We start from the raw sequence: 24,242 nt of genomic DNA on the forward strand, positions 1-24,242 counted from the left end.
CCGCTTCGCGTCGCGGTTCCCCTCCCCGTGCCGGGGAGGAGTGTCTTGATCGTGTGTCGGACTTCCCGGCGATCCCCGAGGGCTGGGCGTATCTCGATACTGCCGCCACTGCGCAGAAGCCGCAAGTCGTCGTCGACGCGATCACGCGCGCGTACGGCGAGACCTACGCCACCGTGCACCGCGGCGTGTACCAGCGCTCGGCCGACATGACGGTCGCCTATGAAGAGGCGCGCAAGGCTGTCGCGCGGTTCATCGGCGCAGGCTCGCCCGACGAGATCGTGTTCGTGCGCGGCGCGACCGAGGCGATCAACCTCGTCGCGCAATGCTGGGCCGGCGAGCAGTTGAAGGCGGGCGACCGCATCCTGTTGTCGATGCTCGAGCATCACTCGAATATCGTGCCGTGGCAGATGGTCGCCGAGCGCATTGGTGCGGCGATCGACGTGATCCCGCTGACCCCCGACCACCGCATCGATCTCGACGCGATGGAGCGGATGATCACGCCGGCGCACAAGCTGGTCGCGTTCGGGCATGTGTCGAACGTGATGGGCTCGGTGCTCGACGCCAAGCGCGCGACGGAAATCGCGCATTCGGTCGGCGCGAAGATCCTGCTCGACGGATGCCAGTCGGTGCCGCGGATCGCAGTCGACGTGAAGGCGATCGGCTGCGATTTCTGCGTCTTCTCCGGGCATAAGCTCTACGGCCCGACCGGGATCGGCGTGCTGTGGGCGAAACCCGAGCTGCTCGAGGCGATGCCGCCCTATCAGGGTGGCGGGTCGATGATCGACAAGGTGTCGTTCGCGAAGACGACTTACGCGCCGCCGCCGGGACGGTTCGAGGCGGGGACGCCGCATATCGTCGGCGCGCTCGGTCTGCATGCCGCGATCGACTATGTCGAGAGCATCGGGCTTGGCGCGATCCACGCGCACGAGACCGCGCTGGTGACCGCGACGCGCGAGGCGCTGTCGGGGATTAATTCGGTGCGGCTGTATGGCCCGGCGGACTCGGCCGGGATCGTCTCCTTCACGATCGAGGGGGTTCATCCGCACGACATCGGCACCATATTGGACGAAGAGCGCGTCGCGATCCGTGCCGGCCATCACTGCGCACAGCCGCTGATGGAGGCACTGGGCCTCGAGGCGACGGCGCGGGCGAGCTTCGGCGTGTATAACGGCCCGGCGGACGTCGAGGCGCTTGTGCGCGGGATCGAACGAGTAACGAGGATTTTTGGATGAGCGATCGGTTCGAGATCGAGGAAGTCGAGGCGGTGCAGTCGCCGCCCAAGGCGCGCGTCGTGCTGGACACCGACGGCGATGCGGAGCGCAAGCGCGACTATCTCGCCGGGTTCCTGGCGCAGAAGCCGCAGGTGGACACGCCCGGTGAGCCCGGCGGCGCGGTGTATGATGCGATCATCGATGCGCTGAAGGATATCTACGATCCCGAGATCCCGGTGAACATCTATGACCTGGGGCTGATCTACGGCGTCGAGGTGACCGAGGACGGGCATGCCGTGGTGGCGATGACGCTGACGACGCCGAACTGCCCGGTCGCGGAATCGATGCCGGCAGAAGTCGAGATGCGCGTCGGGTCGGTGCCGGGAGTCGGGTTTGCGGAAGTGAACCTGGTCTGGGATCCGCCCTGGGATCCGCAGAAGATGTCGGACGAGGCCAAGCTCGAACTGGGCATGCTGTAGGCGTCGATCAAAGCATGACTTTGATCGAGGAAGGAAGATGACATGGCGACGACATTGCGAGCACGGCCGGCAGCGCTGAACCTGACGGGGACGGCGCATGCGCGGATCGCCGACCTGATGGCGCGCGCGCCCGGGGATGCCATCGGGGTGAAGCTGTCGACGCCCAAGCGTGGGTGTTCGGGGCTTGCCTATTCGGTCGATTACGTCACCGAAGCCAAGCCGTTCGACGAGCGGATCGACACGCCCGGCGGCACGCTGTTCGTCGATGGCGGGTCGATCCTGTATCTGATCGGCTCGACGATGGACTGGGTCGAGGACGACTTTACCGCGGGATTCGTGTTCCAGAACCCCAACGCCAAGGGCGCGTGCGGGTGCGGCGAGAGCTTCACGGTCTGAACCTCACCGTTAATTAGCATGTGTCCCCGCGAAGGCGGGGATCCAGACTGGGCTCCCGCCTATGCGGGAGTACAAGCGTCGGGTCGAGACGGGGCAGCGCCGAACGACCGCCCGCCTTGCCTGCCCATCCCGTCCTGTGCCACTCCCCCGCCGAGAAGAGGGGATATACGTGGCCAGTCTGTTTCGCCGAAAAATCGTCACCGAGCAGCCGCCCGAGCACCAGCTCGCGCGGACCTTGTCGTGGCCGCACCTGGTCGCGATGGGCGTCGGCGGGATTGTCGGCACTGGCATCCTGACGCTGATCGGCGTCGGGGCAGGGCTAGCCGGACCCGCGGTCATCTTGTCCTTCGTCATCGCCGGCGGGATCTGCGCCTGCGCCGCGCTTGCCTATGCCGAGATGGCGACGATGATCCCGGCGTCGGGCAGCGCGTACACGTACAGCTATGTCGTGCTCGGCGAGCTGATCGCTTGGGTGATCGGCTGGTCGCTGATCCTCGAATATTCGCTCGTCGTGTCGACCGTCGCGGTCGGCTGGTCGGGCTATGCCGCGCCATTGCTGCGCGGCGCGTTCGGCTTTCCCGAGGCACTGACGCTTAGCCCCGAGCTTGGCGGCATCCTGAACGTCCCCGCGATTTTCATCATCGCGGTCGTCGCGGGCGTGCTGTCGTTCGGCACGCGCGAGAGTGCGACGCTGAACGCGGTGCTGGTGGGCGTGAAGATGATCGCGCTGACCGTCTTCGTGTTCATCGCGCTGCACTATTTCAACAGCGCCAACCTCCATCCGTTCATGCCCTATGGCTTCCCCAAGGCCGTGCAGCCCGACGGTGCCGAGCGCGGCGTGATGGCGGCGGCGGCGATCATCTTCTTCGCCTTCTACGGCTTCGACGCGATCTCCACCGCAGCGGAGGAGACCAAGAATCCCGGCCGCGACCTCGCCATCGGCATCGTCGGATCGATGGTGGCGTGCATCGCGATCTACATCCTCGTCGCGGTCGCCGCCGTCGGTGCGCTATCCTATACGCGGTTCGCCGGCTCGGCCGAGCCGCTCGCGCTGATCCTGCGCGAGATCGGCCGTCCGGGGTTCGCGACCTTCCTCGGCGCCTCCGCGGTCGTCGCGTTGCCGACCGTGCTGCTAGCCTTCCTGTTCGGCCAGAGCCGGATCTTCTTCACGATGGCCCGCGACGGGCTGCTTCCCCTGAGCCTCGCCAAGGTTTCGAAGCGCGGCGCGCCGGTCCGCATCACCTGGATCACCGCAGCGATCGTCGCGGTGATCGCTGGGCTATTGCCGCTCGCAGAAATCGCCGCGCTGGCCAACGCCGGCACGCTCGCCGCGTTTGTTGCGGTATGCGCGTGCATGCTGGTCATGCGCCGCCGTGCGCCCGACGCGATCCGCACGTTCCGCGCGCCGGCGGCGACGCTGGTCGGGACGATCGGCATCCTCGGCTGCCTGTACCTGTTCTTCAGTCTGCCCTCGAAGACGCAGCTCTATTTCGGCCTGTGGAACCTGCTCGGGCTGGTGATCTACTTCGTCTACGCGCGGCCGCGAGCGCTGGCCGAATGAGCGGCTGGACGATCGGCATCATCGGCGGCTCGGGACTGTACGCGGTCGACGGGATCGAGGACGGGTGCTGGCAGACGGTGGACACCCCCTGGGGCGCGCCGTCGGATGCGATCTATACCGGCCGCGTCGGTCATGTCGGCGTGGCATTCCTCCCGCGGCATGGACGCGGACACAGGATCTCCCCCTCCGACCTCAACGCCCGCGCGAATATCGATGCGCTCAAGCGTCTCGGCGTGACTGATGTGCTGGCGGTGTCGTCGGTAGGCTCGCTGGCAGAGCAACGCCCGCCGGGCAGCTTTACGATCGTTGACCAGTTCATCGATCGCACCAAGGGGCGGCCATCGAGTTTCTTCGGCACCGGGCTCGTCGCGCACGTCTCGATGGCGGATCCGGTCTGTCCGCGCCTGTCCCGCTACGCCGCCGACGCCGCGCGCGAGGCCGGCGCGCAGGTCGACGACCGCGGCACCTATCTGGCGATGGAAGGCCCGCAATTCTCGACGCGGGCGGAGAGCCGGCTCTACCGCCAATGGGGCTGCGACGTGATCGGCATGACCGCGATGCCCGAGGCGAAACTCGCGCGCGAGGCAGAGCTTCCCTACGCGCTGGTCGGCATGGTCACGGATTATGACTGCTGGCGTGAAGACGAGGACGGGGTCGACGTTGCGCAGGTCCTCGCGCAGCTGGACGCCAATGCGGCCAAGGCGCGTGCGATGGTCATGGCGTTGTTGCGCACCCTGCCATTGACGCGGCCCGTGTCGCCGATCGACGACTGCTTGGATAGCGCGATACTTACTGCGCGCGGCGCGCGCGATCCCGCGCTGGTCGCCAAGCTCGATGCGGTCGCCGGTCAGGCGCTTTCGAAAATGTAGAGGGGATATGCGCATCCGGCGCGAGGGCTTTTGCGCCGGGGGCCGGGAGTGCGTATATTGCAGCATGTACGGTCGATCGCGCGATGCGATCTTGCACTGAGCCGGAGAGGTGGGCCCGCCGCAGCAGGCCCACGCGCGCGTTTACTTCTTCTTGTTCTTGCGGGCCGCGTATTTTGCGTCGCGAATCGCCTTCTTCTCGGCGTCGGTCAGCTCGACCTTGGCTTCAGCCTCGCGCTTCTTCGCAGCCGCCGCTTCGGCCTCGGCCTTCTTGGCAGCCTTGGCGGCATCCTCGGCGGCACGCTTGGCGGCACGCTTCTCACGCTCGGCCAGTTCCTTGGCTTCACGCGCGGCGAGGCGCTCGGCGACGACGGCCTCGTCGATCGGCGGCTTTGCACGCAGCGCTTCGAGCGCCTTCTGCTTGGCGGCGGCTGCGCTGCTCGTGCGGTCCTGGAAACTGGGGTCCTTGAAAGAGGCCATTATTGTCGAAATATCCTGTAATGATGGTCTGGCCGCGCGGTCGCAGGAATGCGCCGCGGGTGACTCTGCCAGCGCCTGTAAATCATCGCGCGCCGGATCGGAAGAGATCTGTTCGAAACTCCCGGTTTCAACCGACGCCTGAAAGCGGTGTCACCATTTCGTCATATCATAGTCACGTCGGCGTCATCCAAATCGCATCGTAACGTCACGCATCCCGCATAGTCGCCTAATCGAGGTCGGCAGGGGGGAGCCTGAGTCGATCCATCAGATCAACGATCCGACCGGGAGTCTCTCGAATGACTATCTTCAAGCGCACGAGTCTTGTTCTGCTCGCCGGCACCGCCTGCATGGCCCTCTCGGCCTGCGATGGCGCGGACAGCGTCGCCTCGCCGGGTGAAGGCGTGATCGTCGTACCGGGTACGCCGACGCCAAGCCCGACGCCCACGCCGACGCCAACCCCGACGGCTGGGACGCCCGCGACGTCGTGCCCGACCGGCACCACCGATGTCGGCATCATCGGCAATTACCGCTCGTGCCGCCTGCCGACGCTGATCACCTCTGCGCTGAGCCTGCCGAAGGTCGCGGGCGTCGCCTACGAGATCAACGGCCGCGTCGACGTCGGTGTCGACATCGGCGGCGCGGGCACGCAGCCGGGCGGGATCGCCACGACGCTGACGATCGCAGCGGGCTCGCTGGTATACGCGAACACGACCAACGCCGATAACGACTATATGGTCGTCAACCGCGGTTCGAAGCTGATCGCCGAGGGTACCGAGACCCAGCCGATCATCTTCACCGCGCAGGCGAACCTGACCGGCGGCGTCACCGACGAGTCGCAGGGCCTGTGGGGCGGCATCATCCTCGCCGGCCGCGCGCCGATCTCGAACTGCAACAACACCGTGCCCGGCGGTAACGTGGCGTGCGAGAACGTCGTCGAAGGCACCAGCACCGCGCTGTACGGCGGCGCCACGCCGACCGACAGCAGCGGCAGCGTCCGTTACGTTCAGATCCGCTATTCGGGCACCGTTATCAGCCCGAACAACGAGCTTCAGGGTCTGACGCTCGGCGGCACCGGCTCGGGCACGACGCTCGATCACATCCAGGTCCACAACAGCTCGGACGACGGTATTGAAATCTTCGGCGGTCGCAGCAACCTGCGCTATCTGGCGCTGACCGGCTCGGACGATGACGGCCTGGATACCGATGTCGGCTGGCAGGGCTTCGTCCAGTTCGTGCTGGCGATCCAGAAGCCGAACAACACGCAGACCGACAACTACTCGACCGAAATCGACTCGAACGGTTCGGAAGACGCGCTGCCACGCCAGGCTTACACGCTTGCCAACTTCACCTTCATCGAGACGTCGACCGCGACCAACGCGGCGATCCGTCTGCGTGGCGGTGCGGACGCAACCTTCGTCAACGGCATCGTCAGCAACCCGAACAGCGCCTGCCTGAACATCATCGCCGGCGCCGATGCAGGGGGCAAGACGACCATCCGTCCGGCCGAGCTGACGACGTTGCAGGACAAGGGCCCGCCGGTGTTCAACTCGGTCGTGTTCAGCTGCCTGACGCCCTATGCGACCACCACCGTCAACGGCATCACCGTGACCACCGACGAGCAGCAGGCGATCTTCCGCGCCGGCAGCAACAATACCGAGAGCGCCGCAGTCGGCTCGGCCGTAACCGGCACGTTCCTGCCCGCCGGCGTGTCGAGCACGACCACCGCGTTCAACGCGACCAGCCTCAACCCGTCGGGCAGCGCGTTCCTGGTCAACACCAGCTATGTCGGTGCGGTCAACGGCTCGACCGACACATGGTATCGCGGTTGGACCTGCAACTCGAACCGCGCGAGCTTCGGTACGACGAGCAGCGCCTGCACCGCGCTGCCGACCAACTGACACCGACGCCAAGCCTGAGGCTGTGCGGGGGGCGGGGGCCCGCCGCGCAGCCTCACACCTACCGAATTCCTCTTGTTGCCGGGGCAGCCATGAAGTCATCCGTTCTCGTCTCCGTCCTGCTCGCGACGACGACGCTCGTCCCGGCGCAGTCGTTCGCGCAAACCGCGCCCGCAGGCAGCGTCGTCTCGCCTCAGGCCGGTACGCCGGTCGAGCAGCGCACCGACCCTGCCGTCCAGGGCGAGCAACAGCAGGAGCAGGTCGAGATCTCCACGCCTGGCGGCAGTGGCACCGGTGAGGATATCGTCGTCGTCGGCCGCAACGTGCCCAACGCGGTCCGCGCCACCGCCGAAGTCGTCAACGTCCTGTCCTCGGCCGATATTGCGCGGACCGGCGAAGGCGACATCGCCGGCGCACTCCAGCGCGTCACCGGGCTGTCGGTGGTCGGCAACGGCCTCGTCTATGTCCGCGGTCTGGGCGATCGCTATTCGTCGTCGCTGCTCAACGGTTCGCCCTTGCCGAGCCCCGAGCCGCTGCGCCGCGTCGTCCCGCTCGACATCTTCCCGACCAACGTGATTGCCTCGGCGGTCGTGCAGAAGAGCTATTCGGTCAATTACTCGGGCGAATTTGGCGGCGGCGTCATCAACCTGACGACCAAGGCGGTTCCCGACAAGACGTTCTTCCAGTTCGGCGGATCGGTCGGCGCGGACACTGTCACGACCAGCGAGCTCGGCTATGTCTATGACGGCGGCAAGCACGACTGGACGGGCTTCGACAGCGGCGAGCGCAAGGTGCCCGGCTTCATCAAGTCGGCGGGCGCCAATGGGACGTCGCTGACCGGCGCGCAGATCACCGCGCTGTCGAACGCCAAGACGACCCTGCTGCAGCAGAACAACCAGATCCCGGCCAACCTGTCGGGCGAGGCGAGCTTCGGCACCTCCGCCGATATCGGCAGCACTCGCGTCGGCGTCATCGCCGCGGCGGGGATCAGCAACACTTGGCGGACGCGCGATGCGCTCCAGCAGTCGACCGACGACGTCGGCGGCATCCTGACGCGCGACTTCCGCACCGTCCTCACCGACAACCGGTCGATCATCAACGGCCTGCTCGGCTTCGGCGCGGAGTTCGGCGAGAACAAGATCCGCTGGACCAATCTGTACATCCACGACACGCTAAAGCAGGGTCGTCTCAGCACCGGATCCACTTCGAACATCGGCGATGTTGCGGGCATCCAGCCGTTCATCGTCCAGAACACCAGCTGGTTCGAACGCCAGCTCATCGACACGCAGCTCGTCGGCGAATTCAAGTTCGGCAACTTCGCGCTTGACACCCGCGGCAGCTACGCGAAGACCGAGCGCAACTCGCCCTACGAACGTCAGTTCACCTATCAGTACAACGCGACCGTCGGCGACTACACCAACAACCTCAGCGGCTTGCAGAGCGCGGCTGTGGCGTTCAGCGAACTCGACGAGACGCTGTGGTCGGGTCAGGCGAACCTCACCTGGAACGTACCGTTCGACCGCCCGTTCGCGCTCTCGGTCGGCTATGCGTATAGCGACACCGACCGCACATCGAGCCGCTACACCTTCCGCTACCAGACCGCGGGCAACGTCGCGCTGAACGATGCCGTCGCGCAGGAGCGTCCCGACTATCTGCTGTCGGACTTCAACCTCCAGACCTATGGCATCGGCCTCGCCAACACCTGCGTCGCGCCGAATTGCGCGCCGACCTACGACGCTTCGCTGCGCGTCCATGGGGCGTATGCGCAGGTCGAGGGCGAGATTCTCGACGGTCTGCGCGCCAATGTGGGCATCCGCTATGAGGATGCGTTGGAGACGGTGCTGCCGGGCGGCGGTGCAGGCGTGTCGTTCGCGCAAACCAATTTGTCGCGCGCCTACTGGCTGCCTGCCGTGACGGTGACGTGGAACTTCGCGTCGGACATGCAGCTGCGCGGACACATGTCGAAGACGCTGGCCAGACCACAGTTCCGCGAGCTCGCGCCACAGCTGTATCAGGATTTCGAGAGCGATCGCCTGTTCTTCGGCAACCCGTTCCTGACTGACTCGCAATTGTATAACGGCGAGCTGCGCTACGAATGGTATTTCGCGCGCGACCAGAAGTTCAATCTGGCGGGTTTCTACAAGCGTATCGACAACCCGATCGAAGCGGTCGCGTTTTTCCCGGCGGGCAGCGACACGCTCCAGACCGGCTTCGCCAACGCGCCGCGCGCGAACCTGTACGGCGGCGAGGTCGAGCTGCAGAAATACATCCCGCTGGACGGCTTTGGGGGTGATTTCTTCGCGACGCGCCGTCTCGTCGCGATCGCCAACTATACCTACACGCACTCCGAGCTTAAGGTCGGTAACGAACTGATTGCCAGCCCGATCCAGAGCAATGGCAGCACCGCCAGCCTGCGTCCTGCCAACGTGCTGTTCCAGGATGGCGCCGCGCTGACCGGCCAGTCCGACCACCTCGTCAATTTGCAGCTCGGCATCGAGGACAAGTCGAGCCTGTCGCAGCTGACGCTGCTGTTCAACTACGCCAGCGACCGCGTGACGAATCGTGGCCCGGTCGGCGGCGGCGGCGGTGTTCGCCTGCCCGACCTTATCGAGAAACCCGGCATCCGCTTCGACGTCGTCGCACGCCAAGGCATCGCGGTGGCGGGCAAGCAGATCGAGGTGAAGTTCGAGGCGCGCAACCTGACGGGGACGGGGTATCGCGAATACCAGACATTCTCGAATGGCGCCGAAGTCGATATCAACCGCTACAAGCTGGGCCGCCTGTTCACGCTGGGCGCGAGCGTGCAGTTTTAAGGGCGGAGCGGACGCAGTTTATTGTGTCGGCGAAGTACAGAACCACCGCGGCGAAAGCCGGGGCCTAGCTGGGACGGTGGGCGTAATGGAGCGATACGCTTCGTTATCGGCTTCCCCCAAAATGGGCCCCGGCTTTTGCCGGGGTGATACCCGTTTGTGAGGCTCGCCGAGCCGCCGTTCACCCCCACGCTTTCTCCCGAAACCATTTGGTGATCACGTATTTGACCCCCGCGCGCACCTTCATCCCATGATGCAGCGTTGCCGCATTCAAGCTCCCATCCGCGCGTCGGTTGTTCCACGCGAGCAGCTTACCCGTCTCGGGCTGGACAATCTTGTCGATCGCCTTGAAGCGCGTCGCACCGCCCGCCTCAGGCTGGTTGAGATAGACCATGACGGTCCACGTCCGGTTGCCGGCGACCCCGCAATAGCGCTGATAGTCGACGCCGTTCGGCTCGAAATAATCGGTATGCCCCTTGAATTCCTGCCCGACCGCGTAGCGCTGCCCCTGCAACGGCTCGCCATGCGCCGGGTCGAGCCCGGTCAGCGCGAGGATCCGGCGTTCGACGTCCATGACCGCCGCGTCGCTCGCGGCCAGGTCGCCCGTCTCGCTCGTCCGATAGCTCGCATCGCCGTTCGAATCGGAGATCGTCGAGGGCCGTCGCACCGCATCGATCCGCTCGATCAACGCCGCGCACAGATCCGGCGGCAGGAAGTCTCGCCGCACGAACAGATCGAGCTTCGCGCTCGGCACGCGCTGCACGCCGGGGACGGTCAGGCGCGCGATGACCGGTTCGGGCGGCAGGCCGGAGCCACTGGACGGAAGAACATCGGACATTCGCGCTTTCTGCCAATCCCGAAGACAAAGCGCCACCCCGCCGAACGCGGTATCTGTGCACAAGCCATTGACGCGGAATTGTAACATGGCATGCCTACGCGACGAAATGCGGGAAATTGGGGTGGGTCGCGGATGCGATTGAAGCTGGACGCGCGGGCGCGCCGTATCTTGCGGCGTATGCCGGTCGTGAATGTCTATAGTGTCGTGGAGCTCGCGCTGCTGGCCGGGCTTGCGGTGCAATGCGCGCGGCTGGCCTGGACGATCGTCACGCCGATCACGCCGCTCGGCGACTGGCGCCCGGCCACACCGATGGTCGTCGGTGCGCCCGCCGACATCCTGCGCGGCTTCGATCCGTTCTTCCGTCTTGGTGGTGCCGCGGGCGCGCCCGCGACCGTCACGTCGCTACAACTCACGCTGTTCGGCACGCGCATGGACGAGGCGATGGGTCGCAGTTCCGCGATTATCGCCGGTCCCGACGGCGTCCAGCAGAGCGTCGCGATCGGCGATGAGATCCAGCCCGGCGTGCGCCTCAAGGCGGTCGCGTTCGATCACGTCACGATCGATCGCGGCGGCGCGGACGAGGACCTGTTCCTCGACCAGTCGGGCGCCGTCACGCCGGTCGTGCCCGGCGCGGCACCAGCGGGGGCGGCATCGCCCGCGATCGGCATCCCGGTCGCGCAACTACGCACCGAGATCGGGTTTATCCCGCGGATCGATGGCGGCCGGATCAGCGGGCTGACCGTCCGCGCGCAAGGATCGGGCGCCGCCTTCCGCGCGGCGGGGCTCAAGGACGGCGACGTCGTCACCTCGATCGGCGGTCGCCCCGTCTCAGGGCCGGGCGATCTCGACCGGATCGCCAAGGATTTCGCGGGCGGCGGCAACGTCCCCATCACCGTCGAACGCGGCCAGGATACCCTCCCGCTCGCCATCACGATCGCGCCCCCCCAATGAAAACGGCCCCATGAAAAAGCTTATCCTCGGTCCCGTCGTCGCGCTGGCGCTCGCCGCCAGCGTCCACGCACAGACCACGCTCAACGTCCGCGACGCCGATATCCGCGCGTTTATCGCCGACGCCGCGAAGGTTACCGGCCGCACGTTCATCATCGACAACCGCGTCGCCGGCAAGGTGACCGTAGTCACCGATCGTCCGCTGTCGCGCTCCGAATATTTCGAGGTGTTCCTCTCGACGCTGCGCGCCAACGGCCTCGTCGCTGTGCCCACCTCGGGCGGGGCTTTCCGCGTCCAGCCGCTCGACAACGCTGCCTCGCAGCCAAGCCGGATCGGCGTCGCGGGCGCCGCGCGTAACAGCTATGTCACCGAGATCGTCCGCCTCCGCGCAATCGACGCGCAGTCCGCGGTCGAGACCGTCCGTCCGCTCGTCAGCGCGCAAGGCTCGGTCAGCGCGAACCGCGGCGGCAACAGTCTGGTCGTCGTTGATTTCGCCGACAATATCCGCCGCATCCGCGAGGTCCTTCGCCGGATCGATACCGACACCTCGTCGACCCGCGTCGTCGCGCTGAGGAATGCGAGCGCCAAGGAAATCGCGACCGCGCTTCAGGGGCTGATCGGCACGGGCACCGGCGGCGGGCAGGGCGGTGCCTCCGCGACCGGCCCGAGCGCCTCGGTCGTCGCGGTCGAGGGCTCGAACGCGGTCGCACTCCGCGGCGACCCGACCACCGTCGCCCGCCTCGCACAGGTCGCCGCCGATCTCGACCAGAAGGCGCGCAACGGCACCGAGATCAAGGTCGTGTTTCTCGAGAATGCGGACGCCGAGCAGTTGCTGCCGGTCCTGCAGGAACTCGTCGGCCAGACCCCGACACAGCCCGTCCAGACCGCCTTGTCGCGCTCGAATTTCGGATCGAGCAGCACCAATGGGGCATCCGGCGGCCAGTCGAACATCTCGCAGCCACAGGTCAACCAGTCGATCCCGAGCTCGGGCGGGTCGGGTGGCTCGGGCCAGCCCGCGATCACCGCGGCCGGGGGCAAGACCGCCGCGGTCGTCACGCGCTTCGCCGGGGCCAACGCGATCGTCATCGCCGCGCCCGCCGAAATCCAGCGCCAGCTGAACGAGGTCGTCCGCCAGCTCGATACGCGTCGCGAACAGGTGCTGGTCGAGGCGATCGTCGCCGAAGTGTCCGACACGACGGCGCGCACGCTCGGTGCGCAGTTCATCGTCGGCGATCCCAGCGGCGGCGCGTTCGGCGCGTCGACCTTCTCGAACTCCGCGCCTAACATCCTGCAGATCGCCGGCGCGATCGGCGCGCGCTCGATCACGGGCAACGGCACGACGGTCGTCGCGCCCGATGGCACGCGCACGGAAACGAACACACCCAACGCGGCCGCGGACTCACTCGCGCAGTCGGCGATCTCGTCGATCCTCGCCGCAACCGGCGGGTTCGGCGGGTTCGGCGGCAAGATCGGCAGCACATTCTTCGGCGCGATCATCAACGCGGTGAAGAGCGACACGACCTCGAACCTGCTCCAGGTCCCGCACCTCGTCACGCTCGACAATCAGGAGGCGCACAGCCTCGTCGGGCAGGAGATCCCGATCACCACGGGGCAGGCGCTCAGCACCAATTTCGACAACGCGTTCCGTACCACGCAGCGCCAGAATGTCGGCATCGAGCTGACTGTGCGGCCTCAGGTGAACTCGTCGGGCACGGTGAAGCTCAACCTCCGCCTCGAAGTCAGCTCGATCGCGGGGCCGGTATCCAGCGACAACAGCGACCTGATCCTCAACAAGCGCGAGGTCGAGACCGTCCGCACCGTCGACGACGGCCAGATCGCGGTGATCAGCGGCCTGCTCGACGACAATGAGCGCCGCACGATCGAGAAGATCCCGCTGCTCGGCGACCTGCCCGTGCTCGGCCACCTCTTCACGTCGAAGGCCAAGCAGCGCTCGAAGACCAACCTGATGATCTTCATCCGCCCGACGATCCTGCGCACCGCGGAAGACAGCCGCAAGCTGACCGAGCAGCGCTACGGCTATGTCCGGCTGCAACAGGGCCTGCAGGAGCCGGGTGCCGAGCCGTCGATCGACCAGCTCGTCCGCGATTACATGGGGGCCGCGCCGCCGATCCCGTCTGCGCCGATCCCCGGCAACATCGAGGACCCCCGCGTCGCCGTGCCGGTGCGCACCTCGACCATGGTCGTGCGGCCCAAGAAATGATCATCCGCGAAGGCTTCCCGGCTGATCTCGACACCCCCCCGGCGGAGGCCGGGGCCCAATTGGGCGAACCTTCCGCCTCGATCGAACCCGTTGCGCAGTTGGACCCCGGCCTTCGCCGGGCCGGTGACCCAACGGCGGTCGACCTGCCACAGATCACCATCCCCTATGCCTTCGCGCGCAAGTTCGGCGTCGTCGTCGATCACACCGACACCGATTCCCACCTGACGATCGCCATGCGCGCGGGCGCGGACCCCAAGGTCCTGCTCGAACTCCGCCGCTATCTCGGCCGCCCGTTCGAAGTCGGCGTCGTCGAACAGATCGCCTTCGATCGCCTCCTGTCGAACGTCTATGCGATGGACGGCCAGGCCAATGCGCTCGCTGCGGTTGGCATGGGCGACGAACTCGACCTGCTCGCGGGCGACATGCCGACCGCGGAGGATCTGCTCGACACCGCCGACGACGCGCCCGCGATCCGGCTGATCAACGGCATCATCGCCGACGCCGCGCGCAACGGCGTGTCCGACATCCATATCGAGCCGTACGAAAGCGGCCTGGTCGTCCGCATGCGGATCGACGGCGTGCTGCGCGAAACGCTGCGCATGCCCCCCAACGTCGCGCCGGTCGTCGTCAGCCGCATCAAGGTCATGGCGCGCCTCGACATCGCCGAGCGCCGCGTGCCGCAGGACGGCCGCATGGGGCTGACGCTCGGCGGCAAGCTGCTCGACGTCCGCGTCTCGACGCTGCCGAGCCGGGCCGGCGAGCGCGTGGTGCTGCGTATCCTCGACAAGGAGAATGCCGGGATCGACCTCGAAGCGCTCGGTCTCCCGCCCGCACTGTTCGCGCTCCTCAACGAGGCGCTGAGCGAACCCAACGGCATCATCCTCGTCACCGGCCCGACGGGTTCGGGCAAGACCACTTCGCTCTACGCCGCGTTGCGCCTGCTCAACGATGGCAGCCGCAACATCCTGACCGTCGAGGATCCGGTCGAGTATGCGGTCGACGGTGTCGGCCAGACGCAGGTGAACCCGAAGGTCGGGCTGACCTTCGCGGCGGGCCTGCGCGCGATCCTGCGCCAGGATCCCGACGTCGTGATGGTCGGCGAAATCCGCGACCGCGAGACCGCCGAGATCGCGGTGCAGGCGTCGCTGACCGGCCATCTCGTGCTGTCGACCGTCCACACCAACGACGCGATCGGCGCGATCACGCGGATGCGCGACATGAAGGTCGAGAGCTTCCTGCTCGCGTCCACGCTGCGCGCGGTGATCGCGCAGCGGCTCGTCCGTCGGCTGTGCCCGACCTGCCGCAAGGCCGTACCCGCGTCGGACACGGTCGCACCGCTGCTCGGCATCGCCCCGGACGCGGTGGTCTACGTCGCGCAAGGCTGCGAGGACTGCAACCAGACAGGCTATAAGGGCCGCATCGGCGTGTTCGAAGCGGTCCGCATCGACGACACGATCCGCCGGCTGATCAACACCGACGGCCACGAATCCGAGATCACCGCGCACGCCTTCGCCAAGTCGCCCAACCTCGCGCAATCCGCGCGAGACCTCGTCTTGTCCGGGCAAACCACCGCCGAAGAAGCCGTCCGCGTCTCCCGTCGCGACACGACCGAGATCGTCGAGGAGGCAGCCAGTGCATAGCGTCCGGCAAACCCTCCCCGGAACGGGGAGGGGGACCAGCGCAGCTGGTGGAGGGGGCTCACCGCGCGCGCACCGTGAGCCGCATACCGCCACCACCGCGCGCCCACGGCCACTACGACCGGAACGCTCGCGGCCAACCCCCTCCACCACCGCTACGCGGCGGTCCCCCTCCCCGTGCCGGGGAGGATGATGGCGGACTTCGACTATCTCGCGATCGACACGAAGGGCGCCGAACGCCGCGGCCATGTCGCCGCGGCCGACATCGACGTCGCGCGCGCCACGCTCGACGCGCGGAAACTGTACGTCGTCAAGATCACCCCCGGCGCCCCGCCACAGGCGACGAAGGGCCGCCCGCTGTTCGGGCTCCAGCTCGGCACGCCGAAAATGTCGGGCAAGAACCTCACGCTGTTCACGCGCCAGCTCGCCACGCTCAACCGCGTCTCGCCGCTCGAGGAATCGCTCCGTACGATCACGCGCCAGACCGAGCAGGACAGCGTCCGCGCGATCGTCCAGCACGTCCATGCCGGCGTCGTCGAGGGCCGGCGTCTCGCCGATGCGATGGCGCGCGAACCGAAAAGCTTCCCGCCGCTCTACCGCGCGATGGTGTCGGCGGGCGAGAGCTCGGGCTCGCTCCCGACGATCCTCGACCGGCTCGCGGCGCTGCTCGAACGCCAGGCCGAGATCCGCGGCAAGCTGATCACCGCGCTCGCCTATCCCGCGATCCTCGCGCTCGTCGCGCTGGGCGTCGTCACCGCGCTGATGATGTTCGTCGTCCCGCAGGTCGTCGAGCAGTTCGACACGGTCGGCCAGCAGCTCCCGCTGCTGACGCGGATGGTGATGGCGTTCTCGGCGTTTCTGGTCGGCTATTGGTGGGTGATGCTGCTGGTCGTCGGGCTCGCCGCGCTGGGCGGGTGGCAGGCGCTCAAGGACCCGACGATCCGGCTCGCCTTCGACGGCTGGCTGCTCCGTATCCCGCTGCTCGGGCGGCTGCTGCGCGATCTCCACGCGGCGCGGATGGCACGCACGCTGGGGACGATGGTCGCCAGCCGCCTGCCGCTGCTCGACGGGCTCAACCTCACCGCGAGCACGATCCACAATCGCCGCCTCCGGCTCGCGTCGGACCAGATCGTCGACGCGATCCGCGGCGGCGGCAGCCTGTCCGCCGCGATGCGCCGCGCGGGCGTCTTCCCGCCGCTGCTGACCTATCTCGCGGCGAGCGGCGAAGCGGCGGGTCGCCTCGACGAGATGCTCGAGCGCGCCGCCGACTATCTCGAACGCGAATTTGACCGCTTCACCGCCACCGCGCTGTCGCTGCTCGAACCGCTGATCATCGTCGTGATGGGCGGTATCGTCGCGACGATCGTGCTATCCATCCTGCTCCCGATCCTCCAGCTCAACACGCTGGCAGGCCAATGAGGTTTCGTATGCGTCAAGAAGTCAAAAAACGCCGTCGTGAAGCGGGTTTCACGCTCGTCGAGCTGATGGTGGTGATCGTCATCATCGGCCTGCTCGCCACGATCGTCGCGCTCAACGTGCTGCCCTCGGGCGACACCGCGCGGATCCAGAAGGCGAAGGCCGACATCGCGCAGATCGAGGGCGGGCTGGAACTATACAAGCTCCAGAACATGACCTTCCCCAACACGTCGCAGGGGCTGAACGCACTCGTCACCGCGCCCGCAGGTCTCACCGATCCCTCGCGCTATCAGCGTGGCGGGTATCTGAAGAAGCTGCCGAACGACCCCTGGGGTCGCCCGTATCTCTATGCGTCGCCGGGCACGCACGGCGAGGCCGACGTCTGGACCTTCGGGGCGGACGGCAAGGAAGGCGGCGAGGGGATCGATGCCGATATCGGCAGCTGGCAGTAATCGGGAGACGGGCTTCACGCTCGTCGAACTGATGGTCGTGGTCACCGTCATCGGCCTCGCCTCGGCCGTGGCGATGCTCGTCATGCCGGACCCGCGTGGCCGCGTCCTCGACGAGGCGACGCGGTTCGCGTTGCGCACCCGCGCCGCGCATGATTCCGCGATCGTCGAGGCGCGCCCGGTCAGCGTCTGGGTCAGCGGCGGCGGCTATGGCTTCGACCGGCGTCTGTCCGGCGGCTGGACCCCGATCGCCGAGAAACCGATGCGCGTCGAACGCTGGAACGAGGGCACGCGCGCCAGCATCGGCGACAGCAGCGGCCGGATGCGCGTCACGTTCGATCCGACCGGACTCGTCGATCGCCCCGCCGAGATCCGGCTCGATCGCGGCGGCGTCGCGGCGACCGTGCATATCGACGCCGACGGCAGCGTGCGCGCCGATGCCGGCTGACGGCCATCCGGGCGAGGGGGGCTTCACCCTCATCGAAATCATGGTCGCGCTGGCGGTGTTCAGCCTGGCCGCGATGGCGCTCGTCCGTCTCGAAAGCACGACGATCCGCGGTGCCTCGATCCTCGACGAGACGCTGGTCGCGCAGATGGTCGCGCGCAACGTCGCGATCGACGCGGTGACCGACGCGCAGCCGCCGACCGCGGGGCGAGTCACCGGCGTCGAGACGAACGGCGGCCAGCCCTGGACCTGGACCCGGCAGGTGAGCGCGCTCGGCGGATCGCGCGTGCTGCGGATCGACGTGTCGGTCGCGGATCGGTCGGGCACGCAGCTCGGCCGCCTGACGATGGTCCGCCCCGCCCCCCGGACCGCGACGTGATGCGACCGCGCAACGAGGCGGGTTTCACGCTGATCGAGGTCATGGTCTCGCTCATGATCTTCGGCATGATCGCCGCGGCGGGCGTCGCGATCCTGTCGTTCAGCGTCAGGGCGCAGAGCAGCACCGGCGCGAAGCTCGACGATATCGGCGCGCTCACCCGCACGATGTCGATCCTGTCCGCCGATCTCGCCCAGGCCGCCAACCGCGCCTCCCGCGACGAGGCCGGGACTCGCGTCCCCGCGTTCGTCGGGGAGAGCGGATCGGGCGTCACGCCGATGCTCCGCCTCGTCCGCGCGGGCTGGAGCAACATCGACGGCACGCCGCGGCCCAGCCTGCAGAAGATCGCCTACCGCATCGACGGCGGCAATCTCCAGCGGATCGCCTACCCGATGGTCGACGGCGCGCAGGGCCTCCCGCCCGCCGCGCTCCTGACGCGAGTCCGCCAGATCGCGCTCCGCTACCGTATCGCGGGCGCCTGGAGCGATCGCTGGGACGGCGCGAGCGGAACGCCCTTGCCCGACGCGATGGAGCTCCGCATTGTCCGCGACGACGGCACGCAGTTCCGCCAGATGTTCCTCGTCGGCACCGGTTATGTCCCGGCGCGGACCGAGAACACCGATCCGGCCGGCACGCCGCCTGCCGGCACCCCCTCGCAGGAGACGCCCGGTGCGCGCACCTGATCGCGGCGACATCCCGCGCGGGCAGGAACGCGGTGCCGCGCTGCTCACCGTGCTTATGCTCGTCGCGATCATCGCGGTGATGGCGGGCGCCGCGCTTGAAAAGCTGCGGCTGTCGACCCGGCTCGCGGGGAATGCCGCGACCGGCGAACAGGCACGCGCCTATGCGTTTGCCGCCGAGACGATGGCGCTGACCCGCGTCTCCACCCTGCTCGGGCAGAGCCCCAAGCGAGTCACGCTCGCCGGCAATTGGAGCAACACGCCGTTCGGCCTGCCCGTCCCCGGCGGCTTCGCGACCGCACGCGTGCGCGACGGCGGCAACTGCTTCAATCTCAACGGTCTCGTCAAACAGGTGCAGGGTGCACCTGGCACGTACATCACCAATCCCGAGATCCGGCCGCAGTTCGTCCGGCTGATGCGGTTGCTCGACGTCCCCGTCCAGGTCGCCGAACAGATCGCGTCGGGCACCGCGGACTGGATCGACAGCGATCAGGACCAGCAGGCGATGGGGGCGGAGGACGGCGCGTATCTGGCGCGCGAAATGCCCTATCGCACCGGCGGCACGCTGATGAGCGATCCGAGCGAACTGCGCCCGGTCGCGGGCATGACGCCTGCGATCTACACGACGCTCAGGCCCTGGATCTGCACCCTGCCGATCGCCGCGCCGTCGCCGATCAACGTGAACACCTTGCTTCCCGAACAGGCGCCGCTGTTCGCGATGCTCTATCCCGACACGCTCCAGGTCGGCAGCGCGCAGCAGATGCTGCTCCGTCGCCCGCCGCAGGGCTATGCGGACGTCGGTGCGATTACCAAGGCGGCGGCGTTGCAGGGGGCGGCCACTCTCGCCCCCGGTGCCGTCGCTACCGTGACGTCGAAATGGTTCACGCTCGATATCGACGTGACCCTGGGCAGTACGCAAATGCAGGAACGCGCGCTTATCGACGCGAACCGGCTTCCCGCGCAGCTCGTATCGCGGCAATGGGGCGAGCCATCATGACCACGCTGTTATTCCTTCCCGCCGGCGAGACCGGATATCGCTGGATGCGCGTCGTCGACGCGCGCGTGGTCGGGGAGGGGGAGGGCATCCCGGAGACCGACGACGCGACGATCGCCGTGGCGCCCGCCGATGCGGTGACGCTGCACTGGGCCGAATTGCCGGCGCGATCGGTGGCGCAGGCGACCGCCGCCGCGCGGATCCTCGCCAGCGAGGCGAGCGCATCGCCGCTCGCGGAACTCCATGTCGCGGTCGGGGACGAAGGCGCGAGCGATCGGCCGATCGGCGTGGTCGGCGTGGCCACGATGCGCGACTGGCTGCTGATGCTGGCCGACGCGGGCGTCGATCCGGTCGCCGTCATCCCCGCGCCGATGCTCCTCCCGCGGCCCGAAGAGGGGTATGCGCGCGCCGAGCTCGCTGGCAGCGGCGTGGTGCGCGGCACCGCCAGCGGGTTCGCCGACGAAGCCCGGCTGACCGAGCTGGTCACGGGCGGTACCGCGCCAGCGACGATCGACCGGGACACGCTGGAAGCGGCGATCGTCGCGGCCGTCGCGTCGCCGCCGCTCGACCTGCGGCAAGGGCCGTTTGCGCATCGACGCCGGTTCGCGATCGACTGGGCACTGATCCGGCGGCTGGCGCTGCTGTCGCTGACGATTCTGGCGGTGACGCTGGCGATCTCGCTCGTCCGCATCGCCAAGTTCAGCTTCGGTGCCGATGCGCTGGAGGCCGAGGCGGACACGGTCGCGGTGACGGGATTGCCGCGCGGCGAGACGGTGGTCGATGCCGCCCGCCAGCTCGACGAGCGTCTCTCGCGCGTCCGGGGGCCGGGGCTCGGCTTCACCACCACGACCGCCGCTGTCTTCGCCGCGGTCCGCGCGACGCCCGGCACCGAAGTGACCGCGCTCGATTTCCAGGCGAACGGCGATCTCCGCCTGTCGGTCGCGGTCGAGCGCGAGGCGCTCGCGACCGATCTCAAGCGTGCACTCGAAGCCGCGGGCTTCGATGTCCGCGCGGGCGTATTCCAAGCGGTCGCGGGCCGCGTGACGGGTGAACTGACGATCAGCCCAGCGCCGGGAGGTGGACGATGACCGGACTTCGTAACTGGTTCGAGGGCCGCTCGCTGCGAGAGCGGCGGTTGCTGCTCGTCATGGCGGCGCTTGCGGTGCTGACATTGCTGTGGGCGCTGATCATCCGTCCGGTCGGCGACGGCCTGTCGAGCGCGCGCGAACGTCATGCCAATGCCGTCACGCGGCTCGGCGAGACTCGCGCGCAGGTCGCGACGTTGCGCGATATCCAGCGGAACCGCGCGACGCCGCTGACCGGCACGCTTGCCGACGCGGTCCGGGCGGAGGCCGATCAGGCGGGCTTCGCGCTTGCCACGCTCGATCAGGACGGGGCGGACCGGGTGCGCATCGGCATCCAGTCGGCGCGGCCCGGCGCGCTGGTCGCTTGGCTGGCGCGGCTCGAACGCCTCGGCATCCTCGTCGATTCGGTGGCGATGACCGACAAGGGCGACAAGACCGTCGGCGTCGCGCTCACGCTGAAGGCGCGCGCGGCATGAGGCGGATTCGTTTGCGCACCGGCCCCGCCGCTCTGTTCGGGATGATGCTGCTGGTCGCGCTGATCGTCTTCCTGCCTATGCGCGCGGTGCTCGGCTGGACCGGGATCGGGGACGAGGGACTCGTCGCGCGGCGCGTGTCGGGTACGATCTGGGGCGCCACGCTCACCGAGACGCGGTTCGGCGATCTCGCGCTGGGCGATCTCCACGCGCGGCTTTCGCCGCTGCCGCTGCTCGTCGGCCGCGCGACCATCGTCTTCGCGGGGCCGGACTCGGTATCGGCAAAGCCGCTGCGCGGGTCGGCGAGCGTCAGCCGGCACGGCTTCGGCGTCGACCACATGACCGCGACGGTCGCCACCGGACGGCTGTTCGCACCGGTGCCTGTCGCCGCGCTCGATCTCGACGACGTGTCGGTCCGGTTCCGCGACGGACAGTGCGACGCGGCCGAGGGTCGCGTCCGCGCGACGCTAGCGGGCGACGTCGGCGGGATCGCGTTGCCGCAATCGGTCAGCGGCACCGCGCGCTGCGACGGCACCGCGCTGCTACTGCCGCTGGCGAGCCAGGCCGGGACGGAAAGCATCGCGCTGCGGATCGAGGGCGCGGGCACCTACCGCGCCGAATTGTCGCTGCGCCCGTCCGATCCGCTCGCCGTCCAGAAGCTCGAACAGGCCGGGTTCGTGGCGGGGCCAAACGGGTACCGGCTCGCGATCGAAGGACGTTTTTGACAGATTTGTGCAAGTCCGCGGTTGACGGATGACGCCGACCCCCGCTAGGGGCGACGCCTACGCGGCGGTCGTAGTTCAATTGGTTAGAGCGTCGGCTTGTGATGCCGGATGTTGCGGGTTCAAGTCCCGTCGGTCGCCCCATTTTTTCAGTATTTTCAGTGAAGCCCCGCAACGCGGGTGCTTTGGGCTGGTCAAACGCCCCGGAAAATAATATTTCGCCTCCCGGTAATATTATTCCTCCTGATGGAGCCGGCGATGACAGCGGTTTGGGACCTTCCCGATTTCGACGACCACGAGGGCGTTCATGCCTTTACCGATCCCGAATCGGGCCTGCGCGCGGTCATCGCGCTGCATTCCACCAAGCTAGGCCCGGCGGCGGGTGGCACGCGCTTCTGGCATTACGCCGATAACGGTCGCGCGGTGACCGACGCGCTGCGCCTGTCGCGCGGCATGAGCTTCAAGAACGCGATGGCCGGGCTCGAACTCGGCGGCGGCAAGGGCGTCGTCCTCGCCGCCAAACCCGGCGACGTCATCACCACCGCACAGCTCGAGGCGTTCGGCCGCGCGGTCGATTCGCTCGGGGGACGTTATGTGACGGCGGAAGACGTCGGCATGTCCGAAGAGCGCATGAAGGTGATCGCGACGCAGACGCGCTTCGTCTCCGGCCTGCCGGTCGCGAGCGGCGCGGCGGGCGGCGATCCCGGGCCGTATACCGCGCTCGGCATCTATCTCGGCGTGAAGGCGGCGGCACAGCGTGGTCTGGGGGCGACCGACATGAAGGGCGTGCGCGTCGCGATCCAGGGCGTCGGCTCGGTCGGCGGCGGGCTCGCGCGACTGCTCGCCAAGGATGGCGCGGTGCTGACGCTGGCCGATGTCGACGAGGCGCGCGCGCAGACGCTTGCCGCCGAGCTCGGCGCGACCGCGGTTGCCGCCGAGGCGATCCTGACGACAGACGCGGATATCTTCAGCCCGAACGCGCTCGGCGCGATCCTGACCGAGATGTCGATTGCCGCGCTGAAGACGAAGGTGGTCGCAGGCGGTGCGAACAATCAGCTGAGCGTCCGCGAAGACGGCGCGCGTCTGCATGCGCGCGGTATCCTGTATGCGCCCGATTACGTCATCAACGCAGGCGGGATCATCAACGTCGGCCTCGAATATCTGGGTCACGGCGACGAGGCCGAGGTCAAGGCACGGATCGCGCGCATTCCCGAGCGCCTGATCGAAGTCTGGAACGAAAGCGACCGCACCGGCCAGCCAGCGTCGGATGTGGCGGACTCGATCGCCAAGCGCCTGATCGGCCGCTGATCCCTCTCCCGGTCGGGGAGAAGGTGGCACGAAGTGCCGGATGAGGGGCCGTCGGGGCGAACGACCCGAGCCCGAAGCCCCTCACCCTCCCACCGCAATCGCGGCGGGCCCCTCCCTTTCCCCGATGGGGAGAGGGGCTTTAAGTCCGTGATGACTTGCCATAGTGGTGACATCCAGTGGCTACCCTACACGCCTTCGCAAACCCCGCGCGCTTCCTGAAGATCGCCAAGCCGTTGACGCCGTTGCTCTTTTGGGCCGGCGTTGCGCTCATTGGTCTTGGCTGCTGGGCGGGCCTCACGCAGACCCCGCCCGATTACCTCCAGGGCGAGACCGTCCGCATCCTCTACATCCACGTCCCCGCCGCCTGGCTCGGGATGGGCGGGTGGAGCGGGATCGCGATTTCAAGCATCATGTTTCTTGTCTGGCGGCATCCGCTCGCCAGCGTCGCCGCGCGCGCGATCGCGCTGCCCGGTTCGGTATTCGCCGCGCTCTGCCTGACGACCGGCTCGATCTGGGGACGGCCGACCTGGGGAACGTGGTGGCAATGGGATGGCCGCCTGACCTCGATGCTGCTGCTGCTGTTCGTCTATCTCGGCTATATGGCGCTCGCGAAGGCCGATGCCGACCGGGGCGGCGATGGCCGTGTGCCGGCGCTGTACGGGATCGCCGGATCGGTGCTGCTGCCGATCATCCGCTATTCGGTGGTGTGGTGGAACACGCTGCATCAGGGGCCGAGCATCGGCCTCACGCAATCGACGATCGCCGGTTCGATTCTGTGGCCGCTGCCTATCATGCTGGCCGGGTTTACCTTCATATTCGCCGGGATCGTCTTGATGCGGATGCGCACGATACTGGCGATTGCCAAGTCCGAAGCCCGCACGCGCCGGATGGCCCGATCATGAACCCCTGGCCGTTCGTGACTGCTGCCTACGTCCTGACGCTGGGCGGCGGC

23 protein-coding genes and 1 tRNA gene are annotated in these 24,242 nt (G+C 67.7%); 22 read left to right on the top strand and 2 right to left on the bottom strand.

Going from position 1 to position 24,242, the window contains the following annotated elements:
- Window positions 1-53 precede the first annotated feature (53 nt).
- The 5 genes from ASE88_RS14015 (at window position 54) to mtnP (ending at window position 4,516) form a co-directional block, all read left to right on the top strand.
- The gene (locus ASE88_RS14015; protein WP_056478658.1) at window positions 54-1,232 is read left to right on the top strand and encodes a cysteine desulfurase; all 1,179 of its coding nucleotides are present in this window, start codon (window positions 54-56) and stop codon (window positions 1,230-1,232) included.
- Window positions 1,229-1,690, top strand: coding sequence for an SUF system Fe-S cluster assembly protein (locus tag ASE88_RS14020; RefSeq protein WP_056478660.1), 462 nt, complete (start codon window positions 1,229-1,231; stop codon window positions 1,688-1,690). The genes ASE88_RS14015 and ASE88_RS14020 overlap by 4 nt, the downstream gene beginning before the upstream one ends.
- Before the next feature lie 42 nt (window positions 1,691-1,732).
- A complete protein-coding gene (locus ASE88_RS14025) occupies window positions 1,733-2,086 on the top strand; it encodes a HesB/IscA family protein (protein ID WP_055878175.1) in 354 nt (117 codons plus the stop codon).
- 169 nt (window positions 2,087-2,255) lie between these two features.
- Entirely contained in the window at window positions 2,256-3,647 is a 1,392-nt protein-coding gene (locus ASE88_RS14030; protein ID WP_056478662.1) for an amino acid permease, read from the top strand.
- The gene (gene mtnP / locus ASE88_RS14035; protein ID WP_056478665.1) at window positions 3,644-4,516 is read left to right on the top strand and encodes an S-methyl-5'-thioadenosine phosphorylase; all 873 of its coding nucleotides are present in this window, start codon (window positions 3,644-3,646) and stop codon (window positions 4,514-4,516) included. Before ASE88_RS14030 ends, mtnP begins: the two co-directional genes overlap by 4 nt.
- A 141-nt stretch (window positions 4,517-4,657) precedes the next feature.
- On the opposite strand, the gene ASE88_RS14040 is transcribed toward mtnP, so the two are convergent.
- Window positions 4,658-4,993 carry a DUF6481 family protein gene (locus ASE88_RS14040; protein ID WP_055878170.1) on the bottom strand — a complete coding sequence of 112 codons (336 nt, stop codon included), beginning with the start codon at window positions 4,991-4,993 and terminating at the stop codon, window positions 4,658-4,660.
- A 296-nt stretch (window positions 4,994-5,289) separates the two neighbouring features.
- Here ASE88_RS14040 and ASE88_RS14045 point away from each other — a divergent pair, with 296 nt between their 5' ends.
- The gene (locus ASE88_RS14045) at window positions 5,290-6,891 is read left to right on the top strand and encodes a hypothetical protein (RefSeq protein WP_055878168.1); all 1,602 of its coding nucleotides are present in this window, start codon (window positions 5,290-5,292) and stop codon (window positions 6,889-6,891) included.
- A gap of 89 nt (window positions 6,892-6,980) precedes the next feature.
- Complete coding sequence (locus ASE88_RS14050) at window positions 6,981-9,701, top strand: TonB-dependent receptor domain-containing protein (RefSeq protein WP_056478667.1); 2,721 nt, start codon at window positions 6,981-6,983, stop codon at window positions 9,699-9,701.
- 178 nt (window positions 9,702-9,879) lie between these two features.
- Here ASE88_RS14050 and ASE88_RS14055 read toward each other — a convergent pair whose 3' ends face one another.
- Window positions 9,880-10,536: a prolyl hydroxylase family protein gene (locus tag ASE88_RS14055; RefSeq protein ID WP_056478670.1), complete on the bottom strand. Its 657-nt coding sequence runs from the start codon at window positions 10,534-10,536 to the stop codon at window positions 9,880-9,882.
- Window positions 10,537-10,713: 177 nt separating this feature from the next.
- Between ASE88_RS14055 and ASE88_RS14060 the strand changes: the two genes are divergently transcribed.
- From ASE88_RS14060 to ccmC, 15 genes are all read left to right on the top strand, one after another.
- On the top strand, window positions 10,714-11,487 hold the full coding sequence (locus tag ASE88_RS14060) for a type II secretion system protein N (protein WP_321163426.1): 774 nt from the start codon (window positions 10,714-10,716) through the stop codon (window positions 11,485-11,487).
- A gap of 10 nt (window positions 11,488-11,497) precedes the next feature.
- A complete protein-coding gene (gene gspD, locus ASE88_RS14065; RefSeq protein WP_056478679.1) occupies window positions 11,498-13,705 on the top strand; it encodes a type II secretion system secretin GspD in 2,208 nt (735 codons plus the stop codon).
- On the top strand, window positions 13,702-15,345 hold the full coding sequence (locus ASE88_RS14070) for a GspE/PulE family protein (RefSeq protein ID WP_056478686.1): 1,644 nt from the start codon (window positions 13,702-13,704) through the stop codon (window positions 15,343-15,345). Before gspD ends, ASE88_RS14070 begins: the two co-directional genes overlap by 4 nt.
- Before the next feature lie 189 nt (window positions 15,346-15,534).
- Window positions 15,535-16,761, top strand: a complete 1,227-nt coding sequence (gspF, locus tag ASE88_RS14075; RefSeq protein ID WP_056479580.1) for a type II secretion system inner membrane protein GspF — start codon at window positions 15,535-15,537, stop codon at window positions 16,759-16,761.
- An 8-nt stretch (window positions 16,762-16,769) separates the two neighbouring features.
- Window positions 16,770-17,210 (top strand): type II secretion system major pseudopilin GspG, encoded by a 441-nt coding sequence (gspG, locus tag ASE88_RS14080; protein ID WP_235527951.1) that lies wholly within the window; start codon window positions 16,770-16,772, stop codon window positions 17,208-17,210.
- Window positions 17,185-17,655, top strand: a complete 471-nt coding sequence (locus ASE88_RS14085) for a GspH/FimT family pseudopilin (RefSeq protein ID WP_055878152.1) — start codon at window positions 17,185-17,187, stop codon at window positions 17,653-17,655. Before gspG ends, ASE88_RS14085 begins: the two co-directional genes overlap by 26 nt.
- Complete coding sequence (gspI, locus tag ASE88_RS14090) at window positions 17,645-18,031, top strand: type II secretion system minor pseudopilin GspI (RefSeq protein WP_056478690.1); 387 nt, start codon at window positions 17,645-17,647, stop codon at window positions 18,029-18,031. The genes ASE88_RS14085 and gspI overlap by 11 nt, the downstream gene beginning before the upstream one ends.
- Entirely contained in the window at window positions 18,031-18,711 is a 681-nt protein-coding gene (gspJ, locus tag ASE88_RS14095; protein ID WP_056478694.1) for a type II secretion system minor pseudopilin GspJ, read from the top strand. The genes gspI and gspJ overlap by 1 nt, the downstream gene beginning before the upstream one ends.
- A complete protein-coding gene (gene gspK / locus ASE88_RS14100) occupies window positions 18,698-19,705 on the top strand; it encodes a type II secretion system minor pseudopilin GspK (protein WP_268795221.1) in 1,008 nt (335 codons plus the stop codon). The genes gspJ and gspK overlap by 14 nt, the downstream gene beginning before the upstream one ends.
- Window positions 19,702-20,790 (top strand): type II secretion system protein GspL, encoded by a 1,089-nt coding sequence (gene gspL / locus ASE88_RS14105; RefSeq protein WP_056478696.1) that lies wholly within the window; start codon window positions 19,702-19,704, stop codon window positions 20,788-20,790. Before gspK ends, gspL begins: the two co-directional genes overlap by 4 nt.
- Window positions 20,787-21,263, top strand: a complete 477-nt coding sequence (gene gspM / locus ASE88_RS14110) for a type II secretion system protein GspM (protein WP_055878142.1) — start codon at window positions 20,787-20,789, stop codon at window positions 21,261-21,263. Before gspL ends, gspM begins: the two co-directional genes overlap by 4 nt.
- The gene (gspN, locus tag ASE88_RS14115) at window positions 21,260-21,985 is read left to right on the top strand and encodes a type II secretion system protein N (protein ID WP_056478698.1); all 726 of its coding nucleotides are present in this window, start codon (window positions 21,260-21,262) and stop codon (window positions 21,983-21,985) included. Before gspM ends, gspN begins: the two co-directional genes overlap by 4 nt.
- Window positions 21,986-22,049: 64 nt before the next feature.
- A tRNA-His gene (locus ASE88_RS14120) sits at window positions 22,050-22,126 on the top strand.
- A gap of 114 nt (window positions 22,127-22,240) precedes the next feature.
- On the top strand, window positions 22,241-23,290 hold the full coding sequence (locus ASE88_RS14125) for a Leu/Phe/Val dehydrogenase (RefSeq protein ID WP_056479586.1): 1,050 nt from the start codon (window positions 22,241-22,243) through the stop codon (window positions 23,288-23,290).
- Window positions 23,291-23,466: 176 nt separating this feature from the next.
- On the top strand, window positions 23,467-24,192 hold the full coding sequence (ccmC, locus tag ASE88_RS14130; RefSeq protein ID WP_056478701.1) for a heme ABC transporter permease CcmC: 726 nt from the start codon (window positions 23,467-23,469) through the stop codon (window positions 24,190-24,192).
- Window positions 24,193-24,242 lie beyond the last annotated feature (50 nt).

Origin of the sequence: Sphingomonas sp. Leaf38 (assembly GCF_001421825.1) — a bacterium.
In the GTDB taxonomy this organism is placed as follows: domain Bacteria; phylum Pseudomonadota; class Alphaproteobacteria; order Sphingomonadales; family Sphingomonadaceae; genus Sphingomonas.